The sequence below is a fragment of the Myxococcus sp. AB025B genome (assembly GCF_006518215.1).
Lineage (GTDB): Bacteria > Myxococcota > Myxococcia > Myxococcales > Myxococcaceae > Myxococcus > Myxococcus fulvus.
This window is the reverse complement of the sequence record NZ_SRLW01000233.1, coordinates 1-15,993: the sequence shown is the minus strand read 5'-3', so window position 1 is coordinate 15,993 and position 15,993 is coordinate 1. Positions and strand designations below refer to the sequence as shown.

Annotated in this window: 17 protein-coding genes; 15 read left to right on the top strand and 2 right to left on the bottom strand. The window is 71.2% G+C overall.

Annotated features, from left to right (window positions below):
* Nucleotides 1–345: 345 nt before the first annotated feature.
* From FL311_RS30785 to FL311_RS30745, 9 genes are all read left to right on the top strand, one after another.
* The gene (locus FL311_RS30785; RefSeq protein ID WP_141330731.1) at nucleotides 346–1,335 is read left to right on the top strand and encodes a MoxR family ATPase; all 990 of its coding nucleotides are present in this window, start codon (nucleotides 346–348) and stop codon (nucleotides 1,333–1,335) included.
* A gap of 18 nt (nucleotides 1,336–1,353) precedes the next feature.
* A complete protein-coding gene (locus FL311_RS30780; RefSeq protein WP_141330729.1) occupies nucleotides 1,354–2,235 on the top strand; it encodes a DUF58 domain-containing protein in 882 nt (293 codons plus the stop codon).
* Nucleotides 2,232–3,263, top strand: a complete 1,032-nt coding sequence (locus FL311_RS30775) for a BatD family protein (RefSeq protein ID WP_141330728.1) — start codon at nucleotides 2,232–2,234, stop codon at nucleotides 3,261–3,263. Before FL311_RS30780 ends, FL311_RS30775 begins: the two co-directional genes overlap by 4 nt.
* Nucleotides 3,238–4,248: a VWA domain-containing protein gene (locus FL311_RS30770; protein WP_141330726.1), complete on the top strand. Its 1,011-nt coding sequence runs from the start codon at nucleotides 3,238–3,240 to the stop codon at nucleotides 4,246–4,248. Before FL311_RS30775 ends, FL311_RS30770 begins: the two co-directional genes overlap by 26 nt.
* Nucleotides 4,245–5,306: a VWA domain-containing protein gene (locus FL311_RS30765; protein WP_141330724.1), complete on the top strand. Its 1,062-nt coding sequence runs from the start codon at nucleotides 4,245–4,247 to the stop codon at nucleotides 5,304–5,306. Before FL311_RS30770 ends, FL311_RS30765 begins: the two co-directional genes overlap by 4 nt.
* The gene (locus FL311_RS30760; protein ID WP_141330722.1) at nucleotides 5,303–6,283 is read left to right on the top strand and encodes a tetratricopeptide repeat protein; all 981 of its coding nucleotides are present in this window, start codon (nucleotides 5,303–5,305) and stop codon (nucleotides 6,281–6,283) included. The genes FL311_RS30765 and FL311_RS30760 overlap by 4 nt, the downstream gene beginning before the upstream one ends.
* Nucleotides 6,267–8,135: a BatD family protein gene (locus FL311_RS30755; protein ID WP_141330720.1), complete on the top strand. Its 1,869-nt coding sequence runs from the start codon at nucleotides 6,267–6,269 to the stop codon at nucleotides 8,133–8,135. Before FL311_RS30760 ends, FL311_RS30755 begins: the two co-directional genes overlap by 17 nt.
* On the top strand, nucleotides 8,132–8,842 hold the full coding sequence (locus tag FL311_RS30750; RefSeq protein WP_141330718.1) for an SH3 domain-containing protein: 711 nt from the start codon (nucleotides 8,132–8,134) through the stop codon (nucleotides 8,840–8,842). Before FL311_RS30755 ends, FL311_RS30750 begins: the two co-directional genes overlap by 4 nt.
* A gap of 96 nt (nucleotides 8,843–8,938) precedes the next feature.
* Complete coding sequence (locus tag FL311_RS30745) at nucleotides 8,939–9,307, top strand: hypothetical protein (protein WP_046715551.1); 369 nt, start codon at nucleotides 8,939–8,941, stop codon at nucleotides 9,305–9,307.
* A 12-nt stretch (nucleotides 9,308–9,319) separates the two neighbouring features.
* Here the strand turns inward: FL311_RS30745 and FL311_RS45490 are convergent, their stop codons facing one another.
* Nucleotides 9,320–10,891 (bottom strand): tetratricopeptide repeat protein, encoded by a 1,572-nt coding sequence (locus tag FL311_RS45490; protein ID WP_228557185.1) that lies wholly within the window; start codon nucleotides 10,889–10,891, stop codon nucleotides 9,320–9,322.
* A 385-nt stretch (nucleotides 10,892–11,276) separates the two neighbouring features.
* Between FL311_RS45490 and FL311_RS30730 the strand changes: the two genes are divergently transcribed.
* A complete protein-coding gene (locus FL311_RS30730) occupies nucleotides 11,277–11,684 on the top strand; it encodes a response regulator (RefSeq protein ID WP_074950550.1) in 408 nt (135 codons plus the stop codon).
* Between the two features lie 3 nt (nucleotides 11,685–11,687).
* On the opposite strand, the gene FL311_RS30725 is transcribed toward FL311_RS30730, so the two are convergent.
* Nucleotides 11,688–12,014 (bottom strand): PilZ domain-containing protein, encoded by a 327-nt coding sequence (locus tag FL311_RS30725; protein WP_141330716.1) that lies wholly within the window; start codon nucleotides 12,012–12,014, stop codon nucleotides 11,688–11,690.
* A gap of 207 nt (nucleotides 12,015–12,221) precedes the next feature.
* On the opposite strand from FL311_RS30725, the gene FL311_RS30720 reads away from it, so the two are divergent.
* The 5 genes from FL311_RS30720 (at nucleotide 12,222) to FL311_RS30700 (ending at nucleotide 15,818) form a co-directional block, all read left to right on the top strand.
* Nucleotides 12,222–12,716, top strand: a complete 495-nt coding sequence (locus FL311_RS30720) for a hypothetical protein (RefSeq protein ID WP_194869424.1) — start codon at nucleotides 12,222–12,224, stop codon at nucleotides 12,714–12,716.
* Between the two features lie 15 nt (nucleotides 12,717–12,731).
* Entirely contained in the window at nucleotides 12,732–13,214 is a 483-nt protein-coding gene (locus FL311_RS30715; protein WP_141330714.1) for an ATP-dependent helicase HrpB, read from the top strand.
* 7 nt (nucleotides 13,215–13,221) lie between these two features.
* Nucleotides 13,222–14,025, top strand: coding sequence for a flagellar M-ring protein FliF (locus tag FL311_RS30710; RefSeq protein ID WP_141330712.1), 804 nt, complete (start codon nucleotides 13,222–13,224; stop codon nucleotides 14,023–14,025).
* Between the two features lie 17 nt (nucleotides 14,026–14,042).
* Nucleotides 14,043–14,528 carry a hypothetical protein gene (locus FL311_RS30705; RefSeq protein ID WP_141330711.1) on the top strand — a complete coding sequence of 162 codons (486 nt, stop codon included), beginning with the start codon at nucleotides 14,043–14,045 and terminating at the stop codon, nucleotides 14,526–14,528.
* Between the two features lie 141 nt (nucleotides 14,529–14,669).
* Nucleotides 14,670–15,818, top strand: coding sequence for a FliM/FliN family flagellar motor switch protein (locus FL311_RS30700; RefSeq protein WP_141330709.1), 1,149 nt, complete (start codon nucleotides 14,670–14,672; stop codon nucleotides 15,816–15,818).
* Nucleotides 15,819–15,993 lie beyond the last annotated feature (175 nt).

The window sequence follows — 15,993 nt, the reverse complement described above, 5'->3', positions numbered from 1 at the left end:
TTCGTCGGCAGCATCAGATGGGTATAAGAGACAGAGCACCCTCAGCGCCCCCCCTCCGGGCAGCCAGTGCACCGTGGATGTCACCGCCGGGGCCAGTTGGGCCAGCAGCCCCGCCTCCACGGGCCCCGCCGAGGGCGCCTGGGCCCAGGCCGAGCGCTTCATGGCCGCCCCCCACAGCCCCTGGAAATTCGCGAGGTGGGACGAGAAGTGGGGGACAATGGGGCCATGGACACGGTCCTCGGGGACAAGGGGACCCAACTTACTGGAATGCCCGGGCTTCTGCGGTGTTGAGCCCGATACCCGGTCAACCCTAGGCTGCCCGCCGCCAGTCTCATCCGAGGCGTCATGAACACGGACATCCGCGCGCTCACCGAACGCGTGCAGCAGGAAAGCAGCTTCGTCGAGGTCCTCAACCAGGAAACCGGCAAGGTCATCGTCGGCCAGCGCTACATGCTGGAGCGCATCCTCATCGGCTTGTTGTGCAACGGCCACGTGCTCCTGGAGGGCGTGCCCGGCCTCGCCAAGACGCTCACCGTGCGCACGGTGGCGGACGCGCTCAGCGCCACGTTCATGCGCATCCAGTTCACCCCGGACCTGCTGCCCGCCGACGTCGTGGGCACGATGATCTACAACCAGCAGGCCGCGAACTTCACCGTCCGCAAGGGCCCCATCTTCGCGAACATCGTCCTCGCGGACGAAATCAACCGCGCCCCCGCCAAGGTGCAGTCCGCGCTGCTGGAGGCCATGGCCGAGCGCCAGGTCACCATCGGCGACCAGACCTTCGGGCTGCCCTCGCCGTTCCTCGTGCTGGCCACGCAGAACCCCATCGAGCAGGAGGGCACCTACCCGCTGCCCGAGGCGCAGGTGGACCGCTTCATGCTCAAGGTGAAGGTGGGCTACCCGACGCGGGATGAGGAGAAGATCATCATGGACCGCATGTCCGGAGGCTCCACGCCCCGGGCCCAGCGGGTCATCGCGGTGGAGCACCTGGTGCGCGCCCGCGAGCTCGTCCACCAGATCTACATGGACGAGAAGGTGAAGGAGTACATCCTCAACGTCGTCTTCGCCACGCGCGAGCCGGGCAAGTACGGCCTCAAGGACCTGGCTGACTACATCCAGTTCGGCGCCTCGCCGCGCGCCACCATCTCCCTGGCCCAGGCCGCGCGCGCGCATGCGTTCCTGCGCCACCGTGCCTTCGTCACGCCCGAGGACGTGAAGGCCATCGCCTTCGACGTGCTCCGCCACCGCGTGGCGATGACGTACGAGGCCGAGGCCGAGGACCTCACGCCGGAGAAGATCATCCAGCGGGTGTTCGACCGCGTCGAAGTGCCCTGACCTCCCGCCGAGCGCCCCGTGCTGCCCAAGGACCTCATCCGCCGCATCCGCAAGCTGGAGATCCGCACCCGCAAGGTGGTCTCCGACATGCTCGCGGGCCAGTACCACTCGGTCTTCAAGGGCCGGGGCATGGCCTTCTCCGAGGTGCGGCAGTACCAGCCCGGCGACGAGATTCGCATCATCGACTGGAACGTCACCGCGCGCATGAACGAGGCCTACGTCAAGGTCTTCACCGAGGAGCGCGAGCTCACGGTGATGCTCCTGGTCGACGTGTCCGCCTCCAAGGAGTTCGGCTCGAAGGAGCGCACCAAGGCCGAAATCGCCGCCGAGGTCGCCGCGCAGATTGCGTTCAGCGCCATCGCCAACAACGACCGGGTGGGGCTCATCCTCTTCTCGGACCGGGTGGAGAAGGTGGTGCCGCCGCGCAAGGGCCGCACGCACGTGCTGCGGCTGGTGAGCGACATCCTCACGTTCCAGCCCGCGGGCAAGGGGACCAACCTGTCCGCGGGGCTGACGTACCTGACGCAGGTGGCGAAGCGGAAGGCCGTCACCTTCCTCGTCTCCGACTTCCAGGCGCGAGACTACGAGAAGCCGCTGCGGCTGGTGGGGCGCAAGCACGACCTGGTCCCCGTGGTGGTGGAGGACCCGCTGGAGGAGGCCTTCCCGCGCCTGGGGTTGGTGGAGATGGAGGACCCGGAGACAGGGGACCGCTTCGTCGTGGACACGAGCGACCCGCGCGTGCGGGGCCGCTACGCGCGCGCCATGCAGGCCGCTCGCGACGAGCGCCGCAAGCTCTTCAAGAAGCTGGAGCTGGACCACGTGGAGCTGCGCGCTGGCGACGACCACGGCAAGGCGCTCGCGCAGTTCTTCCGCGCGCGGGCCCGGAGGATGGCGGCATGAGCCGGTGGATGGCGCGCTTCGCGATGGGGCTGTGCGTGGGCGCGCTGGCGCTCGCGTCGCCGGCCGGGGCCCAGGCGCCGCAGGGGACCGCACCCGCCGCGGCGAGCCCGCCCGGGGCTCCCACGCACGAACAAGCGCAGCCGCTGGACGTGTCGGTGCGCGTGGACCCGCAGCAGGTGCGCATCGGCGACCCGTTCACGTACCACGTGGTGCTCACCCACCCGAAGGACCACCGCTACGAGCTGGCGGTGCCCAAGGAGTCGGGTGACTTCGAGTTCCTGGACCAGACGCGCCAGCGGCAGGACGGCGCGGACTCGGCCACCACGACGTTCGCGGTGCGCATGTCGGCCTTCGCGCTGGGGACGGTGCAGGTGCCCGCGCTCGCGTTCGACGTGGCCACGCCGGAGGGCCCTCGCCAGTACTCGCTGCCGGGTCGGCAGATTGAAGTGACGTCCACGCTGCCTCCGGAGGCCGAGGGGCAGGGCGCGGACCTGTTCGACATCCAGCCCCCGCAGGAGGTGCCCATCCGCTCGTGGCGGCTGGTGCTGGCGCTGCTGGGCGCGCTCGCGGCGGGCCTGCTGGCGTGGGCGCTCCTCCGCTGGTGGAGGAACCGGCCCAAGCACGTGTACGTGCCGCCCCCGCTGCCCCTGGACGTACGCACGCGCAAGGCGCTGGACACGCTCAAGGCGGAGAACCTGCCCGCGCGGGGCCGCGTGAAGGACTACTACTTCCGCCTGTCCGAAATCGTCCGTGGCTACCTGGGCGAGCGCTACGGCTTCGAGGCGCTGGAGTGCACCAGCTCCGAGCTGATGTCCTCGCTGCGCCGCCTGTCCCCGCCGGGCCTCCCCGAGGACAAGCTCATGCGCTTCGTGTCCGAGTCGGACATGGTGAAGTACGCGCGGGCGGACGCCTCGCCCGAGAGCTGCCGCGACGCGCTCCTGTTCGGCTACGAGCTCGTCGACAAGACCTACGTTCCGCCCCAGCCGATTCAAGCTCCCGACAATGCCGCCGCTCCCCGCGTTCAATAACCCCGAGGCGCTCTGGGGGCTGCTGCTCATCCCGCTCCTCCTGGTGCAGGCGTGGCGGGAGCGTCGCGCTCGCGCGCCCCTGCGCTTCTCCGCGGCGAACGTGTTCGCCAGGAGCGGCAAGGGCCTGCGCACGTACCTGCTGCCCTTGTTGCCGCTCTTGCGCGTGGTGGCGGTGACGGCGGCGGTGCTCGCCATCGCCCGGCCCCAGGTGCGCGACTCGCGCGTGCGCGACTTGTCCGTGGAGGGCATCGACATCGTGGTGGCGTTGGACCTGTCCACGTCGATGGAGGCCGGAGACTTCCGTCCGCAGAACCGTCTGCACGTGGCCAAGGAGGTGCTCACCGAGTTCCTCGCCAACCGCGTGAACGACCGCATCGGCCTGGTGGTCTTCGCGGGCGCGGCGTACACGCAGGCGCCGCTCACGCTGGACTACGGCGTGCTGAAGGAGGTCATCAAGCAGCTGCGCACCCGCGTGCTGGAGGACGGCACGGCGATTGGTGACGCGCTGGCCACGTCGCTCAACCGCCTGCGCGACTCGGAGGCGAAGAGCCGCGTGGTGGTGCTGATTACCGACGGCGACAACAACGCGGGGAAGCTGTCGCCCATGGACTCCGCGAACATGGCGCAGGCGCTCCACGTGCCCATCTACACCATCCTCGTGGGCAAGGGCGGCAAGGTGCCCTTCCCGCAGGGCACTGATTTGTTCGGCAACACCGTGTGGCGCGAGACGGAGATTCCCATCAACCCGGAGCTGATGCAGGACATCGCGGACCGCACGGGCGGCGAGTACTACCGCGCGACGGACCCGGAGGGCCTGCGGCGCGGCCTGCAGAAGGTGCTCGACTCGCTGGAGCGCTCCAAGCTGATGGAGGGCGGCGCGTCCGCCACCTATCGCGAGGAGTTCCACCCCTTCCTGCTGGCCGCCTTCGGCCTGCTCGCGCTGGAGCTGCTGCTGCGCTCCACCTTCCTGAGGGTCTTCCCGTGACGCCCGTGGAACCCTGGCGCTTCACCGTGCTCGGCTATCAGGCGGGACTGGCCCAGCCGGTGTTCCTCGGCCTGGTGCTGCTGGGGGCCCTGTTGGGCTTGCTCGCGCTCATGCTGTCCCTGCGGCGCCGCTCGCGCGTGCGCGCGGTGCTGCATGAGCGGCACGCCGAGCGCTTCACGCCGGGCATCTCCGTGTGGCGTCCGGCCACGCAGGGCGGACTGTACGGCCTGGGGCTCATGCTGTTCGGCTTCGCGCTGGCGCAGCCGCAGTGTGGAACGAAGAGCGAATTGACCAAGCGGCGCGGCATCGACGTGGTGGTGGCGCTGGATGCGTCCAAGTCCATGCTCGCGCGCGACGTGCAGCCCAGCCGCCTGGAGCGCGCCAAGCTGGAGCTGACGACGCTGCTGGATGAGCTCAAGGGCGACCGCGTGGGCCTGGTGGTCTTCGCGGGGGATGCGTTCATCCAGTCGCCGCTGACGTCGGACTACTCGGCGGTGAAGCTGTTCCTGCGCGCGGTGGACCCGGAGGTGATGCCCCAGGGCGGCACCAACGTGGGCTCGGCGCTCCGGCTGTCCAAGCAGGTACTGGACAACGCGGACCGCGGCTCGAAGGAGCGCGTGGTGGTGCTGTTGTCGGATGGCGAGGACCTGGTGGGCGAGGTGGGCGAGGCCAGCGACGCGCTGAAGGAAGCGGGCGTGCAGGTGCTGACGGTGGGCGTGGGCTCCGAGTCCGGCGAGCCCATCCCCGTGTATGACCGGCGCGGCGAGTTCGTGGACTACAAGAAGGACGGCGCGGGCGAGACGGTGATTACGCGCCTGGACCGCGCGGGGTTGACGGCCATCGCGGAGGCCACGGGCGGCGCGTTCTTCTTCCAGCCGCGCGGCGTGGCCATGGGGCAGGTGGTGGAGCGCATCGACCAGATGCAGAAGAGCGAGCTGGAGAGCCGGGTGACGGTCCGCTACGACGAGCGCTTCCAGACCTTCGCGGTGCCGGGCCTGGTGCTGCTCGTGTTGGGGATGATTCTCCTGCCATCCACGCGCCGGAGGTCGACGCCATGAGCGCGCGGTGGCTGGGGCTTGCGTGGCTGCTCATGCTGCCGTGGACGGCGCTCGGCGCGGGGCCCCTGGAGCGCGACCACCCGATGGTCCAGAAGGGGCGTGAGGCGTACCTCGCGGGGAACTACGAGGAGGCGCTGAAGGCCTTCGACGAGGCGAAGAAGGAGCGGCCGCACGACCCGACCGTGGACTTCAACCGGGGCGACGCGCTGGCGAAGCTGGGCCGGGTGAAGGACGCGCAGGAGGTGTTCCGCGGGGTGACGGAGTCCAACCGGCCCGACCTGCGACAGAAGGCCTGGTACAACCTGGGCAACCTCGCGGCCACGACCGGGGACAGGGTGGAGGCGCTGAAGTCCTACCGACGCGCGCTGACCCTGGACCCGCAGGACGTGCAGGCCCGGCACAACTACGAGGTGGTGCTGCGCAACCTTCCTCCGCCGCAGGACAACTCGGCGGATGGAGGAATGGACGGTGGGGGAGACTCCGGGACGGATGGCGGGCGCCCGGATGGTGGCGAGGATGGCGGCACCAAGGCGGACGGCGGCGCGCCGGTGGACGGCGGCACCGACGGCGGCGCGGATGGTGGCGCCGACGGTGGGACGGAGGATGGAGGCAGCGACGGCGGCGCGGATGGCGGCGGCGATGGGGGCGCGGACGGCGGGGGTGACGGCGGCGCGGATGGCGGCGACGGCGGCGACCAGGGGCCTCCGCAGAAGGGCGACGGCGGCAGCGACGGCGGCGCGGATGGCGGCGGCGATGACGGAGATGGCGACCCGCGGGATGGCGGCGCGGATGGCGGCAGCGAGTCGGAGAGCGACTCGGAGTCGTCGGGCGCGGATGCGGGCGTGAGCCCGTCGGACCTGGACCAGCAGGAGGCGGAGCGCTTGCTGGATGCGATGAAGCAGAACGAGAAGAATCTCCAGCTCTGGCGTTTCCAGCAGAAGAAGAAGCAGAGGAAGCCCAATGAGAAGGACTGGTAGCTTCGGCGCCGGGGTGGTGTTGGCCGTGCTGGCCCTGCTGGTCTCGGGGCCGGCGTGGGCGGCGGGCCTCGAGTTCTACCAGACGGTGGACCGGCAGGAGGTCGGCAGCGAGGACACCTTCCGCCTCACGGTGGTGTCGGCGGATGCGCCCTCGGACGCGAAGGTGCGGCTGCCGCAGTCGGATGACTTCGAGGTGCTCAACAGCTCGCGCAGCACCCAGCGCTCGGTGTCCTGGTCCGGTGGTGGCCCCGCCAACATCCAGGAGGTCACCAAGTACGTGATGGTGCTCCGGGCGAACCGGACGGGGAAGCTGACGATTCCGCCCGCGGAGATGACGGCGGGGGGCAAGACGCACCGCACGGACTCCGTGCAGATTGTGGTGATGCCGGGGAAGCTGGGGCCCGCGCCCGCGCAGTCGGGCCGCAATCCGCAGCGGCTGCCGGACCCGTTCGCGAACTTCCCCTCGCGCCTGCCGGACCCGTTCGCCAACGACGAGGAGGAGGACACGCCGAGCATCCCGCGGGGCGACTCCGACTTGTTCCTGCGCGCGAGCCTGGACCGGGACCAGGTCTACGTGGGCGAGCAGGTGACGCTGTCGCTCTACATCTACTCGCGCGTGGACCTCACCAGCGTGGACGCCGTCACCATGCCCAAGCTGGAGGGCTTCTGGACGGAGGAGGTGGAGAGCCCCACGCAGCTGTCGGGCGAGCAGAAGGTGGTGGACGGCGTGCCGTACCGCGCCTATCTCTTGCGCCGCCGCGCGCTCTTCCCGGTGAAGGCCGGCTCGCTGGCCATCTCCCCGGCGGAGGCGGACATCACCACGGGCTTCCTGTTCGCGGGCCACCGCGTGCACCGTGTGTCCAACGGGCTCAAGGTGAAGGTGGCGCCGCTGCCGCCCGGTGCGCCGCCGGGCATGTCCAACGCGAACGTCGGCGCGTGGCGGCTGTCCACGGACGTGTCGACGACGCGCGTGGAGCTGGGCCAGCCCGTCACGGTGAAGGTCATCCTGGAGGGCACGGGCAACGTGAAGAACGTCACCCCGCCGAAGCTCACCGGCCCCTCCGCGCTGAAGATCTATGACCCCACGACGACGGACAAGGTGGCGCCGCAGCGCAACAAGGTGCAGGGCCGCCGCGTGGTGGAGTACCTGGTGATGCCGCAGCGCACGGGCACCTTCACGCTGCCCGCGTTGGAGTTCCCCTTCTTCGACGCGCGCGCCCGCTCCTACGAGGTCGCGCGCACCGAGCCCATCACCCTCACGGTGGAGTCCGCGGCGGGCAGCCCCACGCCGCCGCCCACGTCCTCCGCGCACGTGGCGGACGCGGCCAACGAGCAGAAGAACGTGCTGACGGCGGGAGGCCTCAGGCCGGTGCGCTACCAGGCGCGCTTCGTGGCGCCGTCCGAGCCGCCGTGGAAGCGTGGCTTCTTCGTCCCGATGGTGCTGGCGCCGCTGGGGTTGCTCGCGGGCGTGGCGCTCATCGGCGGCCTGCGGGGCCGGCTGGCGACGCGCACCGAGTCGGACAAGAGCCGTCAGCAGGCGAAGGCCGCGCGCAAGCGACTGGTGGAGGCGGAGAAGCTCCAGTCGGGCGCGGACGCCGGGGCCTTCTACGCCGAGGTGGAGAAGGCGCTGCAGGGCTTCCTGGGCGCGCGGCTGGGGGGGCCCGTCATCGGCCTCACCCGCGAGGTCATCGGCGAGCGCATGAAGGCGGCGGGCGTGGCGGACGAGCGACGCGGGCAGGTGCTGTACGTGCTGGAGGCGTGTGATTTGGGCCGCTACGGCGGCGGGGGTGACGCGGCGGCGCGGCAGAAGGTGATGGACGCGGCGCTCGCCGCCATGGAGGGCTGGGCGTGAGCGGCTACTACTCGCCGGAAGAGGCGCAGGACGTCTTCCTCAAGGCCAACGAGGCCTACGCGCGCGAGGACTACGCCGCCGCGCAGGAGGGCTACGAGAAGCTCCTGTCCCGAGGCCACGGTGGGGCGGACGTCCTCTACAACCTGGGCACCACGCACCTGGCGCGCGGGGACCTGGGCCGGGCGGTGCTCGCGCTGGAGCAGGCTCGCAAGCAGGGCGGCCGCGCGCCGGACCTGGAGGCCAACCTGGCCGTGGCCCGCGCCCGACAGGTGGACAAGGTGGTGGGCGCCACCGCGGAGGAGGAGTTCCTGCCGCGGGTGACGGCGGCCACGGACGGCAACGTGGTGGCGTGGACCTTCCTGGGCACGTGGGTGGGCGCGCTGCTGCTCGTGCTGGTGTGGCGGTTTCTCACGCCGGGGCGTCGCACGGCGGTGGGAATCCTGGCGGCGCTGCTGTTCGCCGTGGCGCTTCCCTCGGGCGTGCTGCTGGCCGCGCACGCGCACGTGGATGACACGGTGCATGAAGCGGTGGTGCTGGCTCCCACCCTGGTGGCCCGGGAGCTGCCGCAGCCCGGCGCGCGCTCCATCTTCGAGGTGCATGCGGGCCTGAAGGTGCGCCTGCTCGAGGAGACGGGGCGCTTCGTGCGCATCCGGCTGCCCAACGGCCTGGAGGGCTGGGCCGAGCGCGAGGGCGTCGCGGAAATCTGAACGACAGGGCTTCCTGGAACGAGCCTGGATGCCGGTGCTCCTACAGGAGTAGACTGACTCAAAGGATATCGTGTTTTCCTTGGAGGTCGGTGCCCAGTGTTCGAGGTCGAGGTCCACGTCGGCAAGAACCGGCTGGTGGTGCGCATCTGGGGAGACGTCGACAAGGAAGAGGCCCAGCGCGTCGGCGATGCCGCGGTGAGTGCCATCGACCGGATGCGTCCGCGGTTCGACCTGTTGTCGGACCTGAAGGGCGTGACGTCGTTGGACTACGAGGGGACGGTGCACCTGCGGCGCATCATGGAGGCCGCGAAGGCGCGAGGCTTCCGTCGGGTGGTGCGGGTGGTGGGGCGCTCGGTGGAAGCGGCGCTGCACTTCGAGCGGACCAGCCGGGAGATGGGCTACGACGCGTATCTGGCCTTCTCGTTGGAGGAGGCCGAGCGGTTGTTGGACGGCGGAGGACCCTGAGCGGCGCGGTGTTCAGCCGCGTCTGCCGGTGAGCCGCGCGAGGAGGCCGGGCTTGCGGTCCTTGCGCTCGCCGGCGTTGGCCGCGGAGAGCGCCGTCACCTTCAGCAGGTTCTGCTGGAAGACGGTGTTGCCCGGCTCCAGCTCCACGGCGCGCTCCAGCAGCCGCGCCGCCTGCGCGTAGTCCTTGCGCTGGTGGATGAGGATGAGGGCCAGCTTGCTGTGGAGCGCGGCGGCGTCGGGGGCGCGGTCGATGGCCTTGGTGAGGACCTCGATGGCACGCTCCACGTGTCCGGCGCGCTCCAGGCGCACGGCGCGCTGGAGGAGGTCCTCGGGAGAGTTCGGGGCCGCGCCGGGGAGCGGCGCATCCAGCGGCATCGAGGGACGCTGGGGACGCGTGGCGTGCTCGGCGGGCGTGGGGGCAATCCCCCCGGGAAAGGGCACGGCGGGCAGGGTGGTTGCCCCGCTGGGCGTGACGAGCGGCGGAGGAGTCCGGGAGGGCTGCGCGGAAGGGGTCGGGTGCACCACGCGCGAGGCTCCACCCAACTGCGGATGCGAACTCCGCATCGTGGGCGCTTCGTCCGACGGGACGACCGGGCTCGACGGGGCGGCTGGCCTCGACGCGTGCGGGAACTCCAGCCCGGCGGCAGCGGGCCGTGACGTGGGCGCGGGAGCTGTTCCAGCGGGGCGCGCGGCTCGTGGAGCAGGCACGGGCGCCGCCCCGTCGAGGGGGCCTGGCCGTGATGGAGCGGATGCGGCTGTTCCGATGAATGTGCCCGCCCGTGAGGCTGGCGGCTGGGCCATGCCCATGGGCAGGGGGCGCTCCCCGAGCGCGGGGCTCGAGGCCCCACGAGGTGAGGGCGCGGCACCGGGACGCAAGCCCTGCGGAGGCCGCGTGGGCCCGTCATGCGAGGGTGTACTCAGGGGCCGGTCGCGTCGGGTCGGACGGTCCTCGATGGGCTCCTCGTCGCCGAGCGCCATGGGCGTCAGGCCGTCCTCGTCCCCCAGGGCCATCGGCGGCATGGGGGACCCGCCCGAGTGGGTGGGGAGCTCCACGTCCCGGAGGGTGAAGGGCTCCGCCTCCTCGTCCGCGCCGAGCGGCTCGGGCTCCAGGAACTCGGAGCCGTCGAGCACGGGCATCTCGGCCGTGAGGCTGCGCTTGGGCGGTGGGGCCGGCTCGCGTCGCAGCTCCACGACGCCGCGCTCCAGCAGGGCCTTGAGAACGACCTTCACCTCGATTTCGGGCAGCCGCGCCGCGAGCGCGAGCCGCGGCACCGCGAGGGCGCCATCGATGAACGACGCGATATGCGCCTCGAAGGGATGCAGCGGCTGCAACGCGATGTCCAACCCGGCACGCAGGCGTGGCACCGTCTGCGCATCCATGGGGACGGTGAAGCGCGCGGTGGCCAGGTCCTGGGCCGCGGGCTTCTGCGGCGGCGGCCGGGGCAGCTCCAGGGTCCGGGTGCGCTGGGGCGGAGAGAGCATGGCCCGGACGATGGTGGGCTCGGTGACGACGTACTCCCCGCTGGCCTGCTCCGGGTCCAGGAGCAACCCACAGTGCTCACACTGGAAGTCGTCTCGCCCCACCGTGCCTCGGCACTCAGGACATTCTAGTTTTGCCGCCATTTCAGGCCCATCATAGCGCTCCGGGACAACGGAGAGCCGAAGCCTTGGAAGGAGGGGCGTGGGGGAGGTGACCTGGTGGGGTGGAATCCCGAGGGGAACGGGTGGTGCGGAGGGCCTGCCGGCCCGGGGAGCGGCCGGCCGGGCGGGGCTCGGAGACGAAGCGCGGATTTCCCCGTGAATCCCAGGCAGACATGTCGGATGCGTGGTGCTCCACACAAATGAATGGCAACCCTGGTGCGCGTGGTGTCGGCGGGGCTATACCGCGCGCGGCAGGTGGCACCGGAAGTGGGGGTGGCGCGCCCGCGAGTCATCGCCCTTGAGTCGTCCAGCGTCGCGCCGGAGAAACATGGTTGGCATGTCCCAGGCACCCTTTCACATCCTGCTCGTGGAGGATGAACCCGTCATCCGGGAGCTGGTGCGCTCGATGTTGAGCGACGGCACGGTGGACGTGGTGTGCGCGGCCAACGGGCTGGAGGGGCTGAAGCTGGCGCGCAGCCGCACCTTCCACCTCATCCTGATGGACGTCGTCCTGCCGCAGCTCGACGGCATCTCCGCGTGCCGCATCCTGAAGAGCGACCCCGTCACGGCGACGGTGCCGCTCTACATGCTCACCGCGAAGGCGAAGAAGTCGGACATGGAGAGCGCCACGCTGGCGGGCGCGGACGGCTACATCCACAAGCCCTTCCGAGGCGCGGAGCTGATGGCGCTGGTGGAGCGGCTGCGCATGGCGCCGCCCCGCTCGGAGCCGGCCTGAGCGTCAGGGCAGGCGCGGGTGGAGGAAGCGCGCCAGGGCGATGAGGTCGTCCCAGTCCAGCTCGCCGAACTCCAGCGCCACGCCGTTCGCCTCGCGGCGGCGGATGGTGCAGGTGGTGACGATTTCGCGGTCCCCCGGCAGCGGCAGGGCCAGGGTGAGCTGACGCTGTGAGTCGCCCGGGTGGGCCAGCAGGAACAGGCCCGCCATGGACACGTCGCGGGCCCGGGCCATGACGGCGCGTCCCGGCAGGAGCACCTTCACGGTGATGTCCGCCTCCACGCGCGGGTGGAAGCGCTCGGCGATGTGGGGGCCACCATTGGAAGTCTGCATCTGCTCCTCCGCGTGCGACAGGGTGCGACAACTCTGAGGCACTTGGCGTGCGAGGCAAGTTTCCGTCCCGTCGGCCCATCCCATCGTCCGGACGCTCTTCCCGGCGGGTGGAGTCCGGTGGGCGCCGAGGCAGGCGGGATTGCTCGGGATTTCTCCTGGCATGGCCCCTGAACAGGGGCTTCCGGCACCCATCGCCGGAGGTCTTGCTTGGAACCGAGTCAGCGCAGCCCGTACCTGTTGAGCACCACCCACACCCTGCCTCGGCAGACGCCGCGCAACGACTTCGGGACGGTGCTGGCGCACGCGGCGCACACCGTCGTGAACAAGGGGGCGGGCGTGGTGGGCGGGATGATTCCGACCGGCGCCATCCTGAGCGCGGCGGTCTCCAGCACGAAGCTGGCGGTGGCGCAGGTGGCGCCCATGAAGACGTCCGACTTCGCGTCCACGGCGTCGGCCTCCACGGCGTCGGCGTCCACGGCGAGCGCCTCGCTGGGAACCGGAGGCGCGTCGTCGGGGAGCACCGATGCGTGGGAGTTGTTGAACGCGCAGAAGGAGCTCAGCGCGGAGGGCCAGAAGTTCAACGCGGCCTATCTGCATCTGCAGAACGAGATGCAGCGCGAGAGCCGCGAGCACAACGCGGTCTCCAACATCATGAAGGTCCGCCACGACTCGGCGAAGGCCGCCATCAACAACATCCGCTGAAAGGGCACGGCAGCCATGAGCGTGGACAAAGTGGGCGCCGTGGGGAGCCCGGGCCTGTCGCCCGTGGAGCCCGGGCGCGAGCGGTTCGGTCAGGTGTTGGAGGGGGCCCGGAGCCCTGGGCGGAGCGGAGGGCCTCCCGTGTCGGTGGAGGGGGCGCCGCGTCCGGTGGGCGAGGCCTCCGCGGGCGTGGTCCGGGCCGAGGGCACGGGGGCGCGGGCTTCCGCGGGGTGTGCGCGGGCGCAGGCGGGCGAGCGGGTGGATTCGGTCCAGTCGGCGAGGGAGCAGCAGGCCGCGCAGGTGGTGGAGCGCGTGGGGCAGGCGCAGAAGCGACTGGACCACATCCTGGGGCTGGCGGAGTCGGGCCGGGACTTCTCGTCGGCGGAGCTGCTGTCACTGCAGGCGCAGGTCTATCGGGCGAGTCAGGAGCTCGACCTCGCCGGCAAGGTCGTCGAGAAGGCGACCGGCGGCGTCAAGCAGGTCCTCCAGACGCAGGTTTGAGCGCGCCATGTCATCGACTTCCCGAAGGTGGCTCGCCGTCCTGTTGTTCCTGGGGACGGCGGCGTGTCGAGAGCGCATCCAGCACGGACTGGATGAGCGGCAGGCGAACGAGCTCCAGACGGTGCTCATCCAGCGAGGGGTGGAGGCGCGCAAGGTCCTGGAGGCGGGCAAGAAGCCCTCGTGGTCCATCGAAGTCATGGGCGACCAGTCGACGGAGGCGGTGAGGGTGCTCGCTGAGCTGGGGTTGCCGAGGCCCGCGGCGGAGGTGGGCTGCGACGTCTTCGGTGGGAGCGGGCTGGTGCGCACGCCCACGGAGGAGGGGCTGTGCCGCGTGCGCGTGCTGGAGCGGGGCCTGGAGAAGACGCTCCAGTCCATGGAGGGGGTGCTGCTGGCGAGAGTCCACCTGGTGGTCCCCCCGCCGCCGCGTCCAGGTGTCGCGCCCATGCCGTCGAAGGCGTCGGCGATGGTGCGGGTGATGCCCGGTCAGGCGGCGAGGGTGCGGCAGGGCTCGGAGGTCCTGAAGGCGCTCGTGGCCGGAGGCGTGGAGGGGCTGTCCACCGAGTCGGTGTCGCTGTTGGTGGACGAGGTTCCCGCGAGGGGCGAGGTGGCCGCGGCGCAGGGCCTGTCCTCGCCATGGCGCCTGCGGGTGCTGCTCGCGGTGCTCGGCGTGCTGGTGACGGGGCTGTCGGGAGCCCTCGTCTGGGTGGCGCTGCGGATGCGGCACTTCCGCGAGCTGAGTGCGACGCCCGTGGTTCCGCCCGTGCCCGCGCGGCCGGTGTTGTCGCCCGGTGCGGCGCGCAAGGTCGCCTGAGAGGAGGGACACTCGACATGGAAGCGACACGTGTGGGGCGGGTGCGTCGTCCGGCGCGGAAGGAGGAGGTGCCCGTGGCGCCGCCACCGCCGCCCGTGGACCTGGAGGCCACGGTGCACCGCCCGCTCCTGGTGGTTCCCCTGGAGCGGTACGCGCTGGTGGCGTGGGTGCTCGGGCGGGAGCGGGCAGGGGAGCTCTTGGAGGGGCTGGGAACAGGGGCGATGCGGCGCGCGAAGGTGCACCTGCGGACCCTGGCGGCGATGCCCTCGGCGCGGCGGCAGGCGAAGGTGGCGCTGGAGTTTGGTGAGCGGGCTGACGCCGCCGCGAGGTTGAGGGCCTTGATGGAGGAGGCGCCGGAGCCGCTTCGCAAGGAGGTGTTCCGGCGCCTGCCGCCCTATCACCGCACCCTGTTCCCCGGGCGGGTGGTGGAGCCGGTGGACCCGCTGGCGCCGCCGCTGCTGACTTCACTGGCCGAGCGGCTCATCCGCGAAGCCACGCGCTGACGTCCGTCCTGTTCCGCGTACCGGGCATCCCGAGCCCGGATTCCAACGCCTTCCAACTCCGCGACATCACGACGCGGCCTCCTGGCGGGGGCCATGCACGAGAGGGGTGCGTCGTCTCACTCCCCCCAAGAGCCATTCTCGATGAACCTGGACACCGAACCGTCGATTCCACCCGAGCCGCGCAGACTGCGCCGGCTGGGGGCACGCAGGATGAGCCGGGCGCACCTCGTGCTCGCCGCGCGTCCCCGTGTCGCGAACCAGGGGCGTCAGGCCTTGGGGGATGTCTGCGAGGCGCTCGGCCGTGAGCTGGGTTGCTCCGTGACGGCCGAGGCCCGGTTGCTGGACGCGGTGGTCTCTCCGCTCGGTGGGCTGATGCGGCCGGCGGTCTTCGTCCTGTTGGAGCTGTCGGCGGTGGGCGGCGTGGCGGTGCTGGAGTTGGAGCCCGCGCTGGCCATCGCGGCGCTGGAGCGCATCGCGGGCGCGGGTGGCAGGGCGGGTGTGGTGACGGAGCTGTCCCGTCTGGAGGACGCGACGCTGGCGTACCTGGTGCTGGTGGGGCTCTCGGCGGTGCGTGCCCGCTCGGAGCTGTACCCGGTGCTGGCGCCGCGCCTGGTCGCGTTGACGATGCGGGGCGAGGACATCACGGCCCGGCTGCGGGGCCGACAGCCCCTGGTGGGCGTGGAGCTGCGGGTCACGGTGGGGCAGGTGAGCGCGGGGGCCCGGTTGTTGTTGCCGGCGCCGCTGCTCCAGAGCGTGTTCCTGGAGTACCCGGTGGAGCGCGGCGCGAGTGTCGCGCCCGAGGTGCTCGCCGCATCGCTCGAGCTGAGGTGTCTGGTGGGGCGCATGCCGCTCACGAACCAGGCGCTGGACGCGCTCGCGGTGGGGGACGTGGTGGTCTTCGAGGGGGTGCGCCGTGAGAGCGCGCGCCTCCTGGGAGACGGACGGCTGGTGGGCCGTGGCTTCTCGCTCGCGGGGACGTTCCGTCCCGAGGGCTTCTGTCTGACGCGCGCGCAGGTCCGCGCGCCCTTCCCGGAGTCGAACATGCAGGCCTCGAATGAACGCAGCAACGACGCAATGCCCCCGCTTCCCGTGGACGTGGAGGTGGAGCTGACGCGGGTGCTCGTGCCGCTCTCGGAGCTGGCGGCGTTGAAGTCGGGCGTGGTGCTGCCGCTGCACATCAACGCGAGCACGCCGGTGTTGTTGCGCGTGGGTGACCGGGTGGTGGCGCGCGCCGAGCTGGTGGACATCGAGGGTGAGGTTGGTGCCCGCATCCTGGCCCTGCTGCCGTGAGCGCGCCCATGAATGCCCGTCGGCTCTCGTTCTCCCCGCGCGCTCGCTTGCAGGTCGCGACGCTCCTGGTGCTCGCGCTGGCCTTGTTGGGGCCGATGGGAGGGGTGTCCATGGTCTCGGTGGCCCGGTGCGTGCTCCTCGTGGGCGCACTGGGGGGGCTTGGATGGTGGTGGAG